The organism is Streptomyces sp. NPDC056503, assembly GCF_042794995.1.
Taxonomy (GTDB): Bacteria; Actinomycetota; Actinomycetes; order Streptomycetales; family Streptomycetaceae; genus Streptomyces.
The window spans coordinates 1-15588 of sequence record NZ_JBHTST010000062.1 but is presented as its reverse complement, the minus strand read 5'-3'; the positions used below and the strand labels follow the sequence as shown (position 1 = coordinate 15588).

The window sequence follows — 15588 nt, the reverse complement described above, 5'->3', positions numbered from 1 at the left end:
CGGGGCCAGGCCTGTGGACGACCGGCCGGGGCGGTCCCGGCTACTCCACCCCGACGAGGAGCGGCGGGGCGCCCTCCCCGGCGTGGTACGTGACGGTGTCGACGGCCAGGTAGCCGCGCCGGACGTGGGCTTCGAGGGTGTCGGCGAGGCCGGGCGGGGCGCTGTCGGCGACGACGAGGGTGACGAGTTCGCCGCCTGCCTGGAGCATCCGGTCGAGGACCGTGCGGGCGGTGGCGGTGAGGTCCTGGCCGATGACGGCGACGTCGCCCTCGATGAGGCCGAGGACGTCGCCCGCCTGGCAGACGCCGGCGCTGGTGAAGGACTGGCGGGCGGCGACGGCGAGTTCGGCGTAGCGGGTGGCGCCGGCGGCGGCGGTCATGGCGACGACGTCCTCGTCGAAGCTGCGCTCCGGTTCGTGGACGGCGAGCGCGGCGATGCCCTGGACGGCGGCCCGGGTGGGGATGAGGGCGACCCTGATGCCCTCGGCGCGGGCGCGTTCGGCGGCGGACACGGCGGCGGCCCGCAGGTCGGTGTCGTTGGGCAGGAGGACCACCTCGCGCGCGTGGGCGCGGCGGACGGCGTCGAGGAGTTCGTCGCCGGTGGGCGGTTCGCCGGGCCTGGCCTGGACGGTGGTGGCGCCGGCCTCGGCGCAGAGTCCGGCGAGGCCCTCGCCGGGGAGGACGGCGACGACGGCCCGGGGGGCCCGTTCCCCGCGCGCGTGGGCGGGCGCCTCGGCCGCGCGGTCGGGTTCCGGCGCGGGGCCGGCGCTCGCGAAGTGGGTGATGCGGATCCGGTGCGGCCGGCCGGCCTCGATCCCGGCCTCGACGGCGGCGCCCGCGTCGTCGACGTGGACGTGGACGTTCCAGAGCCCGTCGCCGCCGACGACGACGAGGGAGTCGCCGAGGGCGTCGAGCCGGGCCTTGAGGAGTTCGACGGCGGCGTCCCCGGCCTCCAGGAGGTACAGGACCTCGTAGCCGGGCCCCTCGGTGCCGGGGCCGCACTGCTCCTCCGGCCCCTCGGGCAGGGCCCGGGCCTCCGGGGACGGCGGCAGCGGTTCCGGCGCCCGCCCCGTCACCGTCTCCACGAGCGCGCCGAGCACGGTCACCAGGCCCTGTCCTCCGGCGTCCACGACCCCGGCGCGACCGAGCACGGCCAGTTGTCCGGGGGTGGCCTCCAGGGCCGTCCTGGAGGCGTCGTAGGCCCTCCTGGCCACGTCCGCGAGGGTTCCGCCGCCCGCGCAGCCGGCCGCGGCGGCGGAGGCGACGGTGAGGATGGTGCCCTCCTCCGGATGGGCGACGGCCGCACGGGCGGCGGTGGCGGCGCCGTCGAGGGCGCGGGCGAGGTGGTCGCCGTCGGCGCCGTCGGCGAGGACCCCGGCCATGCCGCGCAGCAGCTGGGACAGGATGGTGCCGGAGTTGCCGCGGGCCCCGAGGAGCGCCCCGTGGGCCAGGGCCCGTACGGCGTCGGCGGTGTCGGGCGCGGAGGCTCCGTCGGCGCCCGGGGCGGCGAAGACGGCCTCGACGGCCCGGTGGCCCGCGTCGGCGGTCAGGTACAGGTTGGTGCCGGTGTCCCCGTCGGCGACCGGGTAGACGTTGATGGCGTCGATCGCGGCCCGCTCCCGCCCGAGGGCCTCGGCCGTCCGCGCGCTCCAGGCCCGGACCGCCTCCGCGTCGAGGACGAGACGCTCGTCACCGCGGACGGCGTGGTCGAAGGGCTGCGGGGCTCGCGACAACGGGGGTCCTCCTTCGGCGGTGAAGCTCACCGCAGGGTAGACCGGGGTCTCCCGGGTCCGGGGGCCGGGACGGGGTGGGACCGGACCGTGGTAGTTTCGTTCCACGGGAGCAGCCGTTGTATGCTGCTCCGGTTGCCCGGCACTCGCCGGGCCATCCCCGGCAAGCCACTTCAGACTCCTGATTCCGGTGCGCCGGATCTCACTGTAAATCTGAAGTCTTTGGAGTGACCCGTGGCTGCCAACTGCGACGTCTGCGGCAAGGGGCCGGGCTTCGGCAACAACATTTCGCACTCGCACCGCCGTACGTCTCGTCGCTGGAACCCGAACATCCAGCGTGTGCGTGCCGTGGTCGGTCGGACGCCGAAGCGGCTCAACGTCTGCACCTCGTGCATCAAGGCCGGCAAGGTCTCGCGCTAATCGCGACGTTTCCGTGTCGTAGCGCAGCCCCTGCGGTTGCCTTGAGAGGCCGGTTCACCTCGGTGAACCGGCCTTTTGCCTTGCCCGAAAACACCGGAGGCCCCGAGGGCGCCTCAGCCCCCGGGAGCGCCGGAGACCCCGAAGACGCCCGGGGTCGGCCCTAGCGGCGCAGCTCCCACCCGTGGTCCACGGGGCCGATGCCCTCCCCCAGGGCGAAGCCGGCGGCTATGGCCCCGGTCACGTACGCCTTCGCCTCCCGTACCGCCCGCGGCACGGGCAGCCCCTTGGCGAGGCCCGACGCGACCGCCGAGGCGAGCGTGCAGCCCGTCCCGTGGGTGTGCCGGTTGTCGTACCGGGGGGCGCGCAGCCAGTGCTCCTCGGTGCCGTCCGTGAGGAGGTCGACGACCTCGGCGGCGTCTCCCGGCAGATGGCCGCCCTTGACGAGCGCCCAGCGCGGTCCGTACCCGAGGATCGCGTCGGCGGCCCGGCGCATCCCGTCCTCGTCCTCGACCACGATCCCCGTGAGCTGCGTCACCTCGTCCAGGTTGGGCGTGGCGACGGTGGCGGTCGGCAGCAGGCGCTTCCGTACGGACTCCAGGGCGGAGGCCGCGAGCAGCGGGTCGCCGTGCTTGGAGACGCCGACCGGGTCCACGACCACGGGGGCGTCCGTGCCCGCCAGGAGCTCGGCGACGGTGTCGACGAGCGGGGCGGTGGCGAGCATCCCGGTCTTGACCGCGTGGACGCCGATGTCGTCGGCGACGGCCCGGTACTGGGCGCGGACGGCCTCCGCGGGGAGCTCCCAGACGCCGTGGACCCCGCGCGAGTTCTGCGCGGTGACGGCGGTGAGGACGCTCATGCCGTGGACGCCGAGGGCGAGCATGGTCTTGAGGTCGGCCTGGATGCCGGCACCGCCGCCGGAGTCGGATCCGGCGACGGTGAGGACCAGGGGCGGCGGGGTGGTCACTCGGTCTCCCCGAAGTGGTCCCAGCCGCCGGTGCTGTGCCAGGGGGCGCCGTCGACGGTCACCTGGGGCAGCGCGGAGGGGGCGATGACCTCGCCGATCACCTTCCAGCGGGCGGGCAGCTTCACGTCCGGCGGGAAGGTGGCGACGATCGCGTGGTCCTCGCCCCCGGTGAGGACCCACTGGAGCGGGTCGACGCCGACGGCCTGGCCGATGTCGTGCATCTGGCCGGGGATGTCGATGAGTCCGGAGCGCAGGTCGATGCGGACGTTGCTGGCCTCGGCGATGTGGCCGAGGTCGGCGATGAGTCCGTCGCTGACGTCGCACATGGCGGTCGCGCCGAGCCCGGCGGCGGCCGGACCCGCGTGGTACGGCGGTTCGGGGCGGCGGTGCGCCTCGACGAAGGCGCGCGGCGACCGGAAGCCCCGGGAGAGGACCGCGTAGCCGGCCGCGGACCAGCCGAGCCAGCCGGTGTAGGCGACGACGTCGCCGGGCTGGGCGCCGCCCCGGGTGACCGGGTCGGCGTTGCGGAGGTCGCCGAGGGCGGTGATGGAGACCGTGATCGTGTCGCCGCGGACGACGTCCCCGCCGACCACCGCCGCGCCCGCGACCTGACATTCGTCGCGCAGGCCGTCCATCAGTTCCGTGGGCCAGGTGACGGGGAGTTCGGCGGGGACGACGAGGCCGAGGAGGAGGGCGGTGGGGACCGCGCCCATGGCGGCGATGTCGGCGAGGTTCTGCGCGGCGGCCTTGCGGCCGACGTCGTACGCCGTCGACCAGTCGCGGCGGAAGTGACGTCCTTCGAGCAGGATGTCCGTGCTGGCCACCACGCGCCGGTCCGGGGCGGAGACCACTGCGGCGTCGTCGCCTGGCCCGATCCGTACCGCCGGGGTGGAGGTGAGCCGGGACGTGAGCTCCCTGATGAGCCCGAACTCGCCCAGTTCTCCGACTGTGCCCTTCACCGCGTCTCACCTCGTGTCGTCGTGCCGTCCGGTGCGGGGCGGAGCGTCCGCTCGCGCCGCGGGTCGCGGGCCGTCACCGTGCTGGGTACCGTCAAGTTGACCGTCAACTTCTGTCCTGTGTACGCCACACCCCGGGCGCTCCGGAAGGCGCGGGTCTCCCCGTGGCTTCCGGCAACGCGGTACCGTGGCGTCTCTTTCTCCCACAAGATCCTCGTGGCCGCCCTGGAGGTTCCGTGGTACAGGCGTACATCCTGATTCAGACCGAGGTGGGAAAGGCGTCTACCGTCGCCGACACCATCGCCAAGATCCCGGGGGTGATCCAGGCCGAGGACGTGACCGGGCCGTACGACGTGATCGTGCGGGCCCAGGCCGACACGGTCGACGAGCTCGGCCGCATGGTGGTCGCGAAGGTCCAGCAAGTGGACGGCATCACGCGCACCCTGACCTGCCCGGTCGTCCATCTGTAGCCCCCGTCTACCCTTGGCCGGTGACCTCTTCCCACCGGCCTCTCGGCCTGCCCGCCTCGGCCGCCGTCCTGCTGCTGGCCGTCACCGGCTGCTCCGCCGACGCCCAGGCGTCGGTACCGGTGCCGACGCCGCCCGCGGCGGAGGCGGCGCTCTGCCGTGCGCTGGCGAAGGAGCTCCCGGACACCGTGGCGGGGCGGGAGCGGAGCGATCCGTCCCCCGACTCCGAGCTGACCGCCGGGTGGGGTGACGGAGCGATCGTACTGCGCTGCGGGGTCACCCGGCCCGAAAAGATGAGCGATCCGCAGGCGAAGGCCGTCTCCGCCGAGGGCGTGCGCTGGATGCTGGAGCAGCCCGAGGAGGGCGGCCCCCGTTTCACCTCGGTCTACCGGGCGACGTACGTCGAGGTCGCCCTGGACGAGCGGTACGCCCACGACATCGGGCCGCTCGTGGACCTGGCCGCGCCCGTCGCGCGTGCGGTGCCCTGCGCCCTGGAGCCCGAGTGCCGTTAGGCCGTGCCTTTCCGGACCGGGCCGGTCCCGCGAAGCCCGGCCCGCCCTAAGGACACGGCCCCGGCCCGCCCGAAGGACAGGGCCCGGGCCCGCCCGAGGGGGACGGGCACGGGCCCCGGGGCTCTAGCGCAGGCCCGTGGAGCGGGTCAGCGCGGCCTGGATCAGCCGGTCGACCAGCTCGGGGTAGCTCACGCCGCTCTCCTGCCACATGCGCGGGTACATGGAGATCGGGGTGAAGCCGGGCATGGTGTTGATCTCGTTGATGACGAAGTCGCCGTCCTCGGTGAGGAAGAAGTCGGCGCGGACCAGGCCCTCGCAGGAGACCGCGTCGTAGGCGGCGACGGCCAGGCGCTGGACCTCGGCGGTGGCCTCCGCGCCGATCGGGGCGGGCACCAGGCCGGAGGCCGAGTCGATGTACTTGGCCTCGAAGTCGTAGAAGTCGTGGTCGGTGACCGGCGGGATCTCGGCGGGCACGCTGGCGCGCGGGCCGTCCTCGAACTCCAGGACGCCGCACTCGATCTCGCGGCCGCGCACCAGCGCCTCCACGATGATCTTCGGGTCGTAGCGACGGGCCTCCTCGACGGCGTCGTCGAGGCCGGAGAGGTCGTCGACCTTGGTGATGCCGACGGACGAGCCGCCGCGGGCCGGCTTCACGAAGAGCGGCCAGCCGTGGTCGGCGGCGAACTCGACGATCTTCTTGCGGGCCTCGGCCGGGTTGCGGTCCCACTCGCGCGGCCGGATGACCTCGTACGGGCCGACGGGCAGGCCGTAGGAGACGAAGACCCGCTTCATGTACTCCTTGTCCTGGCCGACGGCGGAGGCGAGGACGCCCGCGCCCACGTACGGGATGCCGGAGAGCTCCAGGAGGCCCTGGAGGGTGCCGTCCTCGCCGTACGGGCCGTGGAGCATGGGGAAGACGACGTCGACCTCGCCGAGGGCCCGCGGCAGGGAGCCGGACTCCGACGGGGCGAGGTGGACGACCTCGCGGCTGGCCGGGTCGACGGGGAGGACCACGCCGCCGGTCTCCGACTCGGCGAGCTGGGCGACGTCCGGCAGGGCGCGCTCGGCGATCGCCATCCGCTCGGGGGCGTCGGCGGTCAGGGCCCAGCGCCCCTCCCGGGTGATGCCGATGGGCAGCACGTCGTACTTCGTCCGGTCGATCGCCTTGAGGACGGCACCGGCGGTGACGACGGAGATGGCGTGCTCGGAGCTGCGTCCGCCGAAGACGACGGCCACGCGGGGCTTGCGGGGGCTCTGGGTGTTCTCGCTCATATCGCGATGAGCGTACCTTGCGGTCTCCGAACTCCTGAGCGCCCCGCGTGCGGTCTCGCGCGGACGGCGCAGCGCCGTCGGTCAGCGCCTTTCGGGCTTGGCGCTGCGCGACATCAGTTCCTTGAGGGCGACCGTCGGCGGCTTCCCGTCGTGGACGATCGAGACGACCGTCTCGGTGATGGGCATGTCGACGCCGTGCCGGCGGCCCAGGTCGAGCACCGACTCGCAGGACTTGACGCCCTCCGCGGTCTGCTTGGTGGCCGCGACGGCCTCCTGGAGGGTCATCCCGCGGCCCAGGTTGGTGCCGAAGGTGTTGTTCCGGGAGAGCGGCGAGGAGCAGGTGGCGACCAGGTCGCCGAGGCCCGCGAGGCCGGAGAAGGTCAGCGGGTCGGCGCCCATGGCGAGGCCGAGGCGGGTGGTCTCGGCGAGGCCCCGGGTGATGAGCGTGGCCTTGGAGTTGTCGCCGAGGCCCATGCCGTTGGCGATGCCGACGGCGAGGCCGATGACGTTCTTCACCGCGCCGCCGAGCTCGCAGCCGACGACGTCGGTGTTGGTGTACGGGCGGAAGTACGGGGTCATGCAGGCGGCCTGGAGCCGCTGGGCGACCGACTCGTCGACGCAGGCGGCGACGGCGGCGGCGGGCTGGCGGGCGGCGATCTCGCGGGCCAGGTTGGGACCGGTGAGGACGGCCACCCGCTCGGCGGGGACGTCGGCGACCTCGGTGATGACCTCGCTCATCCGCTTGGCGGTGCCGAGCTCGATCCCCTTCATGAGGGAGACGAGCACGGTGTCCCGGCCGAGCTTGGGCGCCCAGGCGGCGAGGTTCTCGCGCAGCGTCTGGGAGGGGATGACCAGGACGGCGAAGTCGGCCCCGTCGGCGGCCTCGGCCGCGTCGGCGGTGGCCGTGATGCCCCGGGGGAGTTCGACGCCGGGCAGGTAGTCCGGGTTGGTACGGGTGGTGTTGATGGTCTCGGCGAGCGCGGGGCGGCGGCCCCAGAGGCTCACCTCGCAGCCCGCGTCGGCCATCACCATGGCGAAGGCGGTGCCCCAGGAACCGTTGCCGAAGACGGCGGCCTTGGTCATACGGCGCCTCCCTCGGCGGCCTTGCGGCGCTGGTCCAGACGGGCCCGGCGCGGGTCGTACGGCACGGCGGGGGCCTGTTCGCCGCGGACCTCCTCCAGGAGGGCGGTGATGGCGGCCATGATCGTCTCGGTGGCCTCGCGCAGCACCTCGGGGGTGGGCTCCAGGCCGTCGAAGCGGGAGAGGTCGACCGGCGGGCCCGCCTGCACGATGAGCGTCTTGCGCGGGAAGAGCTTGAACTTCTCGGTCCTGGCGTACGGCGGCATCGCCAGGTTGGCGCCCCACTGGGCCACCGGGATGACGGGCGCCTTGGTGAGCAGCGCGACACGGGCGGCGCCGGTCTTGCCGGGCATGGGCCACATGTCGGGGTCCCGGGTGAGGGTGCCCTCGGGGTAGAAGGCGACGCACTCGCCCCGCTCGATGGCGTCCACGGCGGCGCGGAAGGCGTCCAGGGCGTTCGCGGTCTCGCGGTAGACGGGGATCTGGCCGGTGTTGCGGAGCATGGTGCCGACGAATCCGGCCTTGAAGAGGCCGGCCTTGGCCAGGAAGCGGGGCACCCGGCCGGTGTTGTACTGGTAATGCGCGTAGGAGAGCGGGTCCAGGTACGAGTTGTGGTTGACCGCGGTGATGAAGCCGCCGTCGGCCGGAATGTGCTCCATGCCGCGCCAGTCCCGCTTGAACAGAACCACCAGGGGGGGTTTGGCGATGACCGCCGCGAGGCGGTACCAGAAGCCGATTCTGCGGCGGGGCACTCGGGGCACCTTTCTCCGGGTTTGCTGGCAGGGGGTCAAGTGTCGCCCCATGCTCCTGCTCTGTCGAGGACACCGTACGCCCCGGGGCCGGGGCCGTACCGCGCGGGCGGGACAGAATGGGCCGCGATGAACACGGATGCGGACGACGGCTGGTCCCTGGTCGTACCCCTGAAGCCCCTGGCCCTGGCGAAGAGCCGGCTGGCCCCCGCCGCGGGGGAGCTGCTGCGGCCCCGGCTCGCCCTGGCGTTCGCCGAGGACACGGTGGCGGCGGCGCTGGACTGCCCGGAGGTGCGGGACGTGGCGGTGGTCACGGACGATGCGGCGGCGGGCCGGGCGCTGGCCGCGCTGGGCGCGCGGATCGTGCCGGACGTCCCGGCGGCGGGGCTCAACGCGGCGCTGGCGCACGGCGCCCGGGCGGTGCGGGAGCGGCGGCCGCACGCGCGCGTGGCGGCGCTGAACGCGGATCTGCCGGCGCTGCGCCCGGCGGAGCTGGCGCGGGTCCTGGCAGCGGCCCGGCAATTCCCGAGGGCATTTCTCGCGGATGCCGCCGAAATCGGTACGACATTCCTCTCGGCGGCGCCGGGGGTGGAATTGGAACCGGCATTCGGGGGCCCGTCGCGGCTTCGGCATTTGTCGACGGGCGCGGTGGAAATCAGGTTGTCGGGCGTGGATTCCGTCCGCCGGGACGTGGACACCGGCGAGGACCTGGCGGCGGCGGGCTCCCTGGGCCTCGGCCCGCGGACGGCGGCCCGGCGGCCGGCGGCGGCCGGATAGGGTGCGGTCCATGCAGGCGACCGCGTACACGTACGACCCCGAGACCCGCAGCGGCAGTGTGCTGCTCGACGACGGCACCCCGGTGGAGTTCGGGACGGAGGCCTTCGACGCGGGCGGGCTGCGACTGCTCCGTCCGGGGCAGCGGGTGCGGATCGAGACGGAGCCCGGCACCGCGGGCGCGGGTCCGCGGATCACCCTGGTGACGCTCCAGACCTTCTGAGCCCCGCGGGCCTCCGGCACTCCCCCGGCCCTGCGGCACTCCCCCGGCCCTCCGGCCTGCGGCACTCCCCTCGCTCCCGGTACCCCCGTGCCCCGGAACGCGCCGCGGGCCGGGCTCCCGTGGAGGGAGCCCGGCCCGGCGCACGTGCGATGACCGTCCTACTTCTTGGCGGCGGTCTTCTTGGCCGTGGCGGTCTTGCGCGCCGTGGTCTTCTTGGCGGGCGCCTTCTTCGCCACGGTCTTCTTGGCCGGGGCGGTCTTCTTGGCGACGGCCTTCTTGGTCGTGGCGGCCGTGGTGGCCTTCTTCGCCGGGGTCGCCTTCTTGGCGGCGGCCTTCTTGGTCGTGGCGGCCGTGGTGGTCTTCTTCGCCGCCGCGGTGGTGGTCTTCTTCGCCGGGGTCGCCTTCTTGGCGACGGCGGCCGTGGTCTTCTTGGCCGGCGTGGCCTTCTTGGCGGCGGCCTTCTTGGCCGTGGTGGCCTTCTTCGCCGCGGCCTTCTTCACCGTGGCGGAGGCGCCACCGGTCAGGCTGCCCTTGGGGGCCTTCTTGACGGAGACCTCGCCGCCCTTGGGGAGCTTCTTCGAGCCGCTGACCAGGTCCTTGAAGCCCTGGCCCGCGCGGAAGCGCGGAACGGAGGTCTTCTTGACCCGCACGCGCTCACCCGTCTGCGGGTTGCGGGCGTAGCGGGCCGGGCGGTCGACCTTCTCGAACGAACCGAAGCCCGTGACCGAGACCCGGTCGCCGGAGACCACGGCGCGCACGATGGCGTCGAGCACGTGGTCGACGGCTTCGGCGGCCTGCTGGCGACCGCCCAACTTGTCGGCAATCACTTCTACGAGCTGCGCCTTGTTCACGTCTTCCCCTTCGGAGACTTTGCCGGAACGAAAGTGTTCAAGCTTTTTCGCACGTTAGGCATGTATATACCGCAAATCAAACACGAAACGGTCTAATCACCCTAGTGCCGCAACGCGGAAGAGCCGTTGCGGAGTTCCTGGTGTCAGTCGCCTTCAGGGAATCGGCCCTCGTCGAGGTCCTTCATCAACCGGTCCAGACGCGTTGCCGCGTCCGCGAGATCGTGCTTCGCCGCGGCCGTCACGACCAGCAGCTTCCGGGACAGCGCCATCCTTACGCCCTCCGGGACTTGCAGTGCGCGCACTCGGGAGTGCGCTTCCTTCAATCGGGCTGCGACCGCCTCGTAGAGCTCGAGTTGGCTGTCGCGTTCCATGCACCGATTGTGCCATCTAGGGCGAGTTGTCGCCCGACAGGGTCTCAACAAGCGACTGCGCCCCCCACCGGAGGGTGGGGGGCGCAGTCTTGGAAAAGCGCTGCTCAGGCCGTAATTGTACGGGGCTTGAAGGACGGCCTGGCCGCCTCGTAGGCCGCGATGTCGGCTTCGTTCTGAAGGGTGAGGCTGATGTCGTCCAGGCCGTTCAGCAGCCGCCAGCGGGCGTTCTCGTCGAGCTCGAAGTCGGCGTCGATCCCGGTCGCCAGGACCTTGCGGGACTCCAGGTCGACGGTGATCTCTGCGGTCGGGTCGGCCTCGGTCAGCTCCCAGAGCGCGTCGACCGTCTCCTGGGGCAGGACGACCGTCAGCAGACCGTTCTTCAGCGAGTTGCCGCGGAAGATGTCGGCGAAACGGGCGGAGATGACGGTCTTGAAGCCGTAGTTCTGGAGCGCCCAGACGGCGTGCTCGCGGGAGGAGCCGGTGCCGAAGTCGGGGCCGGCCACCAGGACCGTGGCGCCCTGCCGCTCGGGGAGGTTGAGGACGAACTGCTCGTCCTTGCGCCAGGCCTCGAAGAGGCCGTCCTCGAAGCCGTCGCGGGTGACCTTCTTCAGCCAGTGCGCCGGGATGATCTGGTCGGTGTCGACGTTGCTGCGGCGCAGCGGGACGGCACGGCCGGTGTGCTTGGTGAAGGCTTCCATGATTCCTCAGACCCCCGCGGTGGTGACGGTGTCGGACAGGTCGGCCGGGGAGGCCAGGTGACCGAGGACGGCGGTGGCGGCGGCGACCTGGGGGGAGACCAGGTGGGTGCGGCCGCCCTTGCCCTGCCGGCCCTCGAAGTTGCGGTTGGAGGTGGACGCGGAGCGCTCACCGGGGGCCAGCTGGTCGGGGTTCATGCCCAGGCACATGGAGCAACCCGCGTGCCGCCATTCGGCGCCGGCCTCCTTGAAGACCTTGTCCAGACCCTCCTCGACGGCCTGCAGGGCGACCCGGACGGAGCCGGGGACGACCAGCATGCGGACGCCGTCGGCGACCTTGCGGCCCTCCAGGAGGGAGGCGGCGTTGCGCAGGTCCTCGATGCGGCCGTTGGTGCAGGAGCCTACGAAGACGGTGTCGACCTTGATGTCGCGCAGCGGCTGCCCGGCGGTCAACCCCATGTACTCCAGGGCCTTTTCGGCGGCGAGGCGCTCCGAGGGGTCTTCGTACGAAGCCGGGTCGGGGACGTTCGCCGAAAGCGGGGCGCCCTGGCCGGGGTTGGTGCCCCAGGTGACGAACGGGGCCAGCTCGGCGGCCTCGATGACGACCTCGGCGTCGAAGACGGCGTCCTCGTCGGTCCGCAGGGTCTCCCAGTAGGCGACGGCGGCGTCCCAGTCCTCGCCCTCGGGGGCGTGGGGACGGCCCTTGAGGTAGGCGAAGGTGGTCTCGTCGGGGGCGATCATGCCCGCACGGGCGCCGGCCTCGATGGACATGTTGCAGATGGTCATCCGGCCCTCCATCGAGAGTTTCTCGATGGCGGAGCCCCGGTACTCCAGGACGTAGCCCTGGCCGCCGCCGGTGCCGATCTTCGCGATGACGGCGAGGATCAGGTCCTTGGCGGTCACGTCGGCGGGCAGCTCGCCGTTGACGGTGATGGCCATGGTCTTCGGGCGGGCCATGGGCAGCGTCTGGGTGGCCAGGACGTGCTCGACCTGGCTGGTGCCGATGCCGAAGGCCAGGCCGCCGAAGGCGCCGTGGGTGGAGGTGTGGGAGTCGCCACAGACCACGGTCATGCCGGGCTGGGTCAGGCCCAGCTGCGGTCCCACCACGTGGACGACGCCCTGCTCGACGTCGCCGAGCGGGTGGAGCCGCACACCGAACTCGGCGCAGTTCTTGCGCAGGGTCTCCAGCTGGGCGCGGGAGACCGGGTCGGCGATCGGCTTGTCGATGTCGAGGGTGGGGGTGTTGTGGTCCTCGGTGGCGAGGGTGAGGTCGAGGCGCCGTACCGGCCGGCCGTTCTGGCGGAGGCCGTCGAAGGCCTGGGGGCTGGTCACCTCGTGCAGCAGGTGAAGATCGATGAAGAGGAGGTCGGGCTCGCCCTCGGCGCGCCGGACGACGTGGTCGTCCCAGACCTTCTCCGCGAGTGTCCTACCCATCGCTTTCCCTCCGGCCGGCGGCTGCGCCGGCACCACTAGAGACCGTTTCGCGGTCCGTTGTGCGGCCGCCCCACCAGAGTGACAAGTTCCTCGGGAAATTGAACTTGCGTTTCACAGAGTGAGACGCGAATATCGTTGCATGGACAACTCTAGCGGCGTAGGCGTTCTCGACAAGGCAGCCCTTGTCCTGAGCGCCCTGGAGTCCGGTCCGGCCACCCTCGCAGGACTGGTCGCGGCGACGGGACTCGCACGACCCACGGCCCACCGACTGGCCGTGGCACTGGAACACCACCGGATGGTGGCCCGCGACATGCAGGGCCGTTTCATTCTCGGCCCGCGGCTCGCCGAGCTCGCGGCGGCGGCCGGCGAGGACCGGCTGCTCGCGACGGCCGGACCGGTGCTGACGCACCTGCGTGACGTGACCGGGGAGAGCGCGCAGCTCTACCGCCGTCAGGGCGACATGCGGATCTGCGTGGCGGCGGCCGAGCGTCTCTCGGGTCTGCGGGACACGGTCCCGGTGGGCTCGACGCTCACCATGAAGGCCGGCTCCTCCGCGCAGATCCTGATGGCCTGGGAGGAGCCCGAGCGGCTGCACCGCGGCCTCCAGGGCGCCCGTTTCACGGCGACGGCCCTCTCGGGCGTACGGCGCCGTGGCTGGGCCCAGTCCATCGGTGAGCGGGAGCCGGGCGTCGCGTCCGTCTCCGCGCCCGTCAGGGGCCCGTCGAACCGCGTGGTGGCCGCCGTGTCGGTCTCCGGTCCGATCGAGCGCCTGACCCGCCACCCGGGCCGTATGCACGCCCAGGCCGTCATCGACGCCGCCGCCCGTCTCAGCGAGGCACTCCGCCGCACCGGCTGATCTTCCTCTGTTCACCTGTACGTTCCCCGGCCCACCGCTCCAACGCCGCAGCGGTGGGCCGGAGTTGTGTCCGCATCCGGGCGGCACGCCGCCGGGAACAGCGAAGAAGCCCTCCCCCGAAGGGAAGGGCTTCTTCGTCGAGTACCCCCGACCGGATTCGAACCGGCGCTACCGCCTTGAGAGGGCGGCGTGCTAGGCCGCTACACAACGGGGGCTTTGGATCATGCGAGCGTTAAATTAATACCGCCGCAGATCCGAGCTGGTCTACCTGGACTCGAACCAAGACTAACTGAACCAGAATCAGTCGTGCTGCCAATTACACCATAGACCAATACGTGGTTAGACCAGCGTCGTACCCCCGACCGGATTCGAACCGGCGCTACCGCCTTGAGAGGGCGGCGTGCTAGGCCGCTACACAACGGGGGCCCTAGCGATCCTGCATCGGGTTCACCGGGAGCTACCCAAGTGATCCCGCGGGAAGGATCTGTACCCCCGACCGGATTCGAACCGGCGCTACCGCCTTGAGAGGGCGGCGTGCTAGGCCGCTACACAACGGGGGCTTTGTGGATGCCATCCACGGTTTGCAGATGAGCTCTGCGAGCTGGCCTACCTGGACTCGAACCAAGACTAACTGAACCAGAATCAGTCGTGCTGCCAATTACACCATAGGCCACCGGGGCAACTTCCCCGTGAGGGGGATCTTGCTCGGCTTGCGCTTTGCGGGTTCTTGCCTTTCGGCTTGCTCCCCTCGGCGCAGGAAGAACATTACCCGAAGGTGGACGGTGCTCCAAAACGGGTATCCCCGCGGAGCAGCGGCGGGAGCTGGTGGAGGTCGGTGACGCGGTGCAGGTGGGGCTGTCCGCCGACGTCCGCGCGGTCCAGCCAGATGCCGCGGAGGCCCGCCTCCTGGGCGCCGAGCGCGTCGGTGTCGGGGCGGTCCCCCACGTACGCCACCTCGTGTGGAGCCAGGCCCAGGGCCGTACAGGCGGCGTGGAAGGCCTCGGCGGCCGGCTTGGCGCTGCCCAGTTCGGCGGCGCACAGGACGGCCTCGAAGTGGTCGCGGACGCCGAGGGCGCGGAGCTTGGGCTCCTGGGCGTGGATGCTGGAGTTCGACAGGACGCCCTGCCGGTAGTCGGCGGCGAGCAGGTCGAGGACGGGCAGGGCGTCGGGGAAGAGCTCCCAGGCGGCCTCGTAGTGGGCCACGTACCGGTCGAACCAGGCGTCGGTCTCGGCGTCGTCCATCGCCTGCCGGTCCAGGAAGTCGCGGACCCGCCACCGGCGCTGCTGCTGCCAGTCGCCCAGACCGTCCTCGTAGCGCCGCCAGTGGAGCTCGGTGAGCTCCTTCCAGCGGCGCAGGGCGTCCTCGACGGAGCCGTGCAGGCCGGTCAGGCCCTCGGTCGCGAGGTGGGCGCGCATTCCGGCGCGGTCGGCTCCCGCGTAGTCGAAGATCGTGTCGTCCACGTCCCAGAGGACGGCGCGGATGCTCATGGAACCGACCGTACGCCGCCGGCGCCCGCCGGGGAGGCGTTTCAGCCGGTCCTGGTGAAGCGGAAGGGCCGGAAGTCGGCGACGAAGCAGGCGACCTCGCCGTCGGCGTCGCGGCCGGTCCAGGTCGCGTAGAGGCCGTCGCCCCAGCCCGAGGAGAACACGGCGATGTCGTGACCGTTCTCACCCTCGGCGACGAAGGCCGTCGGGCCGGCCGAGTCGGCGTCCAGCCCCTCCCAGACCACCCCCGAATCGTCGTCGGTGCCGGGGAAGGAGTGGTGGGCGACGGTGTCGAGGAAGCAGCCGGCCCCGGCGTCCACCCCGAAACCGAAGCAGTCGTCCTCGGGCTCGGGCTCCCCCGGCACCAGCGCGGGCTCCCAGCGGACCACCGGGGTGTCGCGGATCACCAGCCGCGCGGCGGCGTTCACGGTGTGGTCGTACGGGTACGTGAAGGCGGCCTCGGCGGTCTGGACCCGGTACCGCCCCGGCGGCACCGCGGCGGTGAAGGGCGCCGGCCGATCGTCGTCGGAGCAGAGGTGCACGATCGGGTCGCAGGCGACGAGCCGTCCGGTGGGCAGGGAGAGCTCCCCCAGCTCCCGCACTCCGAACACCACGTCCTTCCCCTCCGCGGTCGTCACGACGGCTCCCGGGGTGAACCAGTGGGCGTAGTCAGGCGGTGTCATGGACATGGGCCGACCCTAGGGGCCGGGTACGACAGCGGGGGCGGCGCCCGGAGGGGGTCCTCCGGGC

The 15588-nt window shown here is 72.3% G+C and carries 18 protein-coding genes and 5 tRNA genes; 6 read left to right on the top strand and 17 right to left on the bottom strand.

The window, feature by feature from the left end; genetic code table 11:
- Positions 1-40: 40 nt before the first annotated feature.
- On the bottom strand, positions 41-1732 hold the full coding sequence (locus tag ACFQ8C_RS19880) for a DAK2 domain-containing protein (RefSeq protein WP_383459063.1): 1692 nt from the start codon (positions 1730-1732) through the stop codon (positions 41-43).
- Between the two features lie 231 nt (positions 1733-1963).
- Between ACFQ8C_RS19880 and rpmB the strand changes: the two genes are divergently transcribed.
- Positions 1964-2149, top strand: coding sequence for a 50S ribosomal protein L28 (rpmB, locus tag ACFQ8C_RS19875; protein WP_003957616.1), 186 nt, complete (start codon positions 1964-1966; stop codon positions 2147-2149).
- A gap of 160 nt (positions 2150-2309) precedes the next feature.
- Here the strand turns inward: rpmB and thiD are convergent, their stop codons facing one another.
- Entirely contained in the window at positions 2310-3113 is an 804-nt protein-coding gene (gene thiD, locus ACFQ8C_RS19870; RefSeq protein WP_383459061.1) for a bifunctional hydroxymethylpyrimidine kinase/phosphomethylpyrimidine kinase, read from the bottom strand.
- A complete protein-coding gene (locus tag ACFQ8C_RS19865) occupies positions 3110-4072 on the bottom strand; it encodes a thiamine-phosphate kinase (RefSeq protein ID WP_383459060.1) in 963 nt (320 codons plus the stop codon). The genes thiD and ACFQ8C_RS19865 overlap by 4 nt, the downstream gene beginning before the upstream one ends.
- Positions 4073-4305: 233 nt before the next feature.
- Between ACFQ8C_RS19865 and ACFQ8C_RS19860 the strand changes: the two genes are divergently transcribed.
- Positions 4306-4539 (top strand): Lrp/AsnC family transcriptional regulator, encoded by a 234-nt coding sequence (locus tag ACFQ8C_RS19860; protein WP_030496958.1) that lies wholly within the window; start codon positions 4306-4308, stop codon positions 4537-4539.
- A 20-nt stretch (positions 4540-4559) separates the two neighbouring features.
- Positions 4560-5048 (top strand): DUF3515 domain-containing protein, encoded by a 489-nt coding sequence (locus tag ACFQ8C_RS19855; RefSeq protein ID WP_383459057.1) that lies wholly within the window; start codon positions 4560-4562, stop codon positions 5046-5048.
- Positions 5049-5171: 123 nt separating this feature from the next.
- On the opposite strand, the gene ACFQ8C_RS19850 is transcribed toward ACFQ8C_RS19855, so the two are convergent.
- The 3 genes from ACFQ8C_RS19850 to ACFQ8C_RS19840 all read right to left on the bottom strand — a co-directional run bounded on the left by ACFQ8C_RS19850 (position 5172) and on the right by ACFQ8C_RS19840 (position 8152).
- Positions 5172-6320 carry a D-alanine--D-alanine ligase family protein gene (locus ACFQ8C_RS19850; RefSeq protein WP_383459054.1) on the bottom strand — a complete coding sequence of 383 codons (1149 nt, stop codon included), beginning with the start codon at positions 6318-6320 and terminating at the stop codon, positions 5172-5174.
- Positions 6321-6401: 81 nt separating this feature from the next.
- The gene (locus ACFQ8C_RS19845; RefSeq protein ID WP_383459051.1) at positions 6402-7403 is read right to left on the bottom strand and encodes an NAD(P)H-dependent glycerol-3-phosphate dehydrogenase; all 1002 of its coding nucleotides are present in this window, start codon (positions 7401-7403) and stop codon (positions 6402-6404) included.
- Positions 7400-8152 carry a lysophospholipid acyltransferase family protein gene (locus ACFQ8C_RS19840; RefSeq protein ID WP_383459049.1) on the bottom strand — a complete coding sequence of 251 codons (753 nt, stop codon included), beginning with the start codon at positions 8150-8152 and terminating at the stop codon, positions 7400-7402. The genes ACFQ8C_RS19845 and ACFQ8C_RS19840 overlap by 4 nt, the downstream gene beginning before the upstream one ends.
- Positions 8153-8278: 126 nt before the next feature.
- Between ACFQ8C_RS19840 and cofC the strand changes: the two genes are divergently transcribed.
- Both cofC and ACFQ8C_RS19830 read left to right on the top strand, forming a co-directional pair.
- Complete coding sequence (gene cofC, locus ACFQ8C_RS19835) at positions 8279-8926, top strand: 2-phospho-L-lactate guanylyltransferase (protein WP_383459046.1); 648 nt, start codon at positions 8279-8281, stop codon at positions 8924-8926.
- Positions 8927-8936: 10 nt separating this feature from the next.
- The gene (locus tag ACFQ8C_RS19830; protein WP_383459043.1) at positions 8937-9146 is read left to right on the top strand and encodes a hypothetical protein; all 210 of its coding nucleotides are present in this window, start codon (positions 8937-8939) and stop codon (positions 9144-9146) included.
- A gap of 158 nt (positions 9147-9304) precedes the next feature.
- Here the strand turns inward: ACFQ8C_RS19830 and ACFQ8C_RS19825 are convergent, their stop codons facing one another.
- The 4 genes from ACFQ8C_RS19825 to leuC form a co-directional block, all read right to left on the bottom strand.
- Positions 9305-9997 carry an HU family DNA-binding protein gene (locus ACFQ8C_RS19825; protein WP_383459041.1) on the bottom strand — a complete coding sequence of 231 codons (693 nt, stop codon included), beginning with the start codon at positions 9995-9997 and terminating at the stop codon, positions 9305-9307.
- A gap of 143 nt (positions 9998-10140) precedes the next feature.
- On the bottom strand, positions 10141-10368 hold the full coding sequence (locus tag ACFQ8C_RS19820; RefSeq protein ID WP_383459038.1) for a hypothetical protein: 228 nt from the start codon (positions 10366-10368) through the stop codon (positions 10141-10143).
- Between the two features lie 104 nt (positions 10369-10472).
- A complete protein-coding gene (gene leuD / locus ACFQ8C_RS19815) occupies positions 10473-11066 on the bottom strand; it encodes a 3-isopropylmalate dehydratase small subunit (RefSeq protein WP_383459035.1) in 594 nt (197 codons plus the stop codon).
- A gap of 6 nt (positions 11067-11072) precedes the next feature.
- On the bottom strand, positions 11073-12497 hold the full coding sequence (leuC, locus tag ACFQ8C_RS19810) for a 3-isopropylmalate dehydratase large subunit (protein ID WP_383459033.1): 1425 nt from the start codon (positions 12495-12497) through the stop codon (positions 11073-11075).
- A gap of 139 nt (positions 12498-12636) precedes the next feature.
- Here leuC and ndgR point away from each other — a divergent pair, with 139 nt between their 5' ends.
- Entirely contained in the window at positions 12637-13353 is a 717-nt protein-coding gene (gene ndgR / locus ACFQ8C_RS19805; RefSeq protein WP_015036427.1) for an IclR family transcriptional regulator NdgR, read from the top strand.
- Positions 13354-13495: 142 nt separating this feature from the next.
- Here the strand turns inward: ndgR and ACFQ8C_RS19800 are convergent.
- The 7 genes from ACFQ8C_RS19800 to ACFQ8C_RS19770 form a co-directional block, all read right to left on the bottom strand.
- Positions 13496-13568, bottom strand: a tRNA-Glu gene (locus tag ACFQ8C_RS19800).
- Positions 13569-13612: 44 nt separating this feature from the next.
- Positions 13613-13684, bottom strand: a tRNA-Gln gene (locus ACFQ8C_RS19795).
- A 22-nt stretch (positions 13685-13706) separates the two neighbouring features.
- Positions 13707-13779: transfer RNA gene (locus ACFQ8C_RS19790), tRNA-Glu, on the bottom strand.
- Between the two features lie 61 nt (positions 13780-13840).
- Positions 13841-13913: transfer RNA gene (locus ACFQ8C_RS19785), tRNA-Glu, on the bottom strand.
- A gap of 41 nt (positions 13914-13954) precedes the next feature.
- Positions 13955-14026, bottom strand: a tRNA-Gln gene (locus ACFQ8C_RS19780).
- A 92-nt stretch (positions 14027-14118) separates the two neighbouring features.
- Entirely contained in the window at positions 14119-14841 is a 723-nt protein-coding gene (locus ACFQ8C_RS19775; RefSeq protein ID WP_383459030.1) for an HAD family hydrolase, read from the bottom strand.
- Positions 14842-14882: 41 nt separating this feature from the next.
- A complete protein-coding gene (locus ACFQ8C_RS19770) occupies positions 14883-15527 on the bottom strand; it encodes a DUF4241 domain-containing protein (protein WP_383459027.1) in 645 nt (214 codons plus the stop codon).
- Between the last annotated feature and the right edge of the window lie 61 nt (positions 15528-15588).

Bases quoted from the DNA above. Each gene is read 5' to 3' on its own strand.
- ACFQ8C_RS19845 (WP_383459051.1), bottom strand. From the start codon at position 7,403: ATGACCAAGGCCGCCGTCTTCGGCAACGGTTCCTGGGGCACCGCCTTC.
- cofC (WP_383459046.1), top strand. From the start codon at position 8,279: ATGAACACGGATGCGGACGACGGCTGGTCCCTGGTCGTACCCCTGAAG.
- leuC (WP_383459033.1), bottom strand. From the start codon at position 12,497: ATGGGTAGGACACTCGCGGAGAAGGTCTGGGACGACCACGTCGTCCGG.
- ACFQ8C_RS19830 (WP_383459043.1), top strand. From the start codon at position 8,937: ATGCAGGCGACCGCGTACACGTACGACCCCGAGACCCGCAGCGGCAGT.
- ACFQ8C_RS19775 (WP_383459030.1), bottom strand. From the start codon at position 14,841: ATGAGCATCCGCGCCGTCCTCTGGGACGTGGACGACACGATCTTCGAC.
- ACFQ8C_RS19820 (WP_383459038.1), bottom strand. From the start codon at position 10,368: ATGGAACGCGACAGCCAACTCGAGCTCTACGAGGCGGTCGCAGCCCGA.
- leuD (WP_383459035.1), bottom strand. From the start codon at position 11,066: ATGGAAGCCTTCACCAAGCACACCGGCCGTGCCGTCCCGCTGCGCCGC.
- ACFQ8C_RS19850 (WP_383459054.1), bottom strand. From the start codon at position 6,320: ATGAGCGAGAACACCCAGAGCCCCCGCAAGCCCCGCGTGGCCGTCGTC.
- ndgR (WP_015036427.1), top strand. From the start codon at position 12,637: ATGGACAACTCTAGCGGCGTAGGCGTTCTCGACAAGGCAGCCCTTGTC.
- ACFQ8C_RS19770 (WP_383459027.1), bottom strand. From the start codon at position 15,527: ATGTCCATGACACCGCCTGACTACGCCCACTGGTTCACCCCGGGAGCC.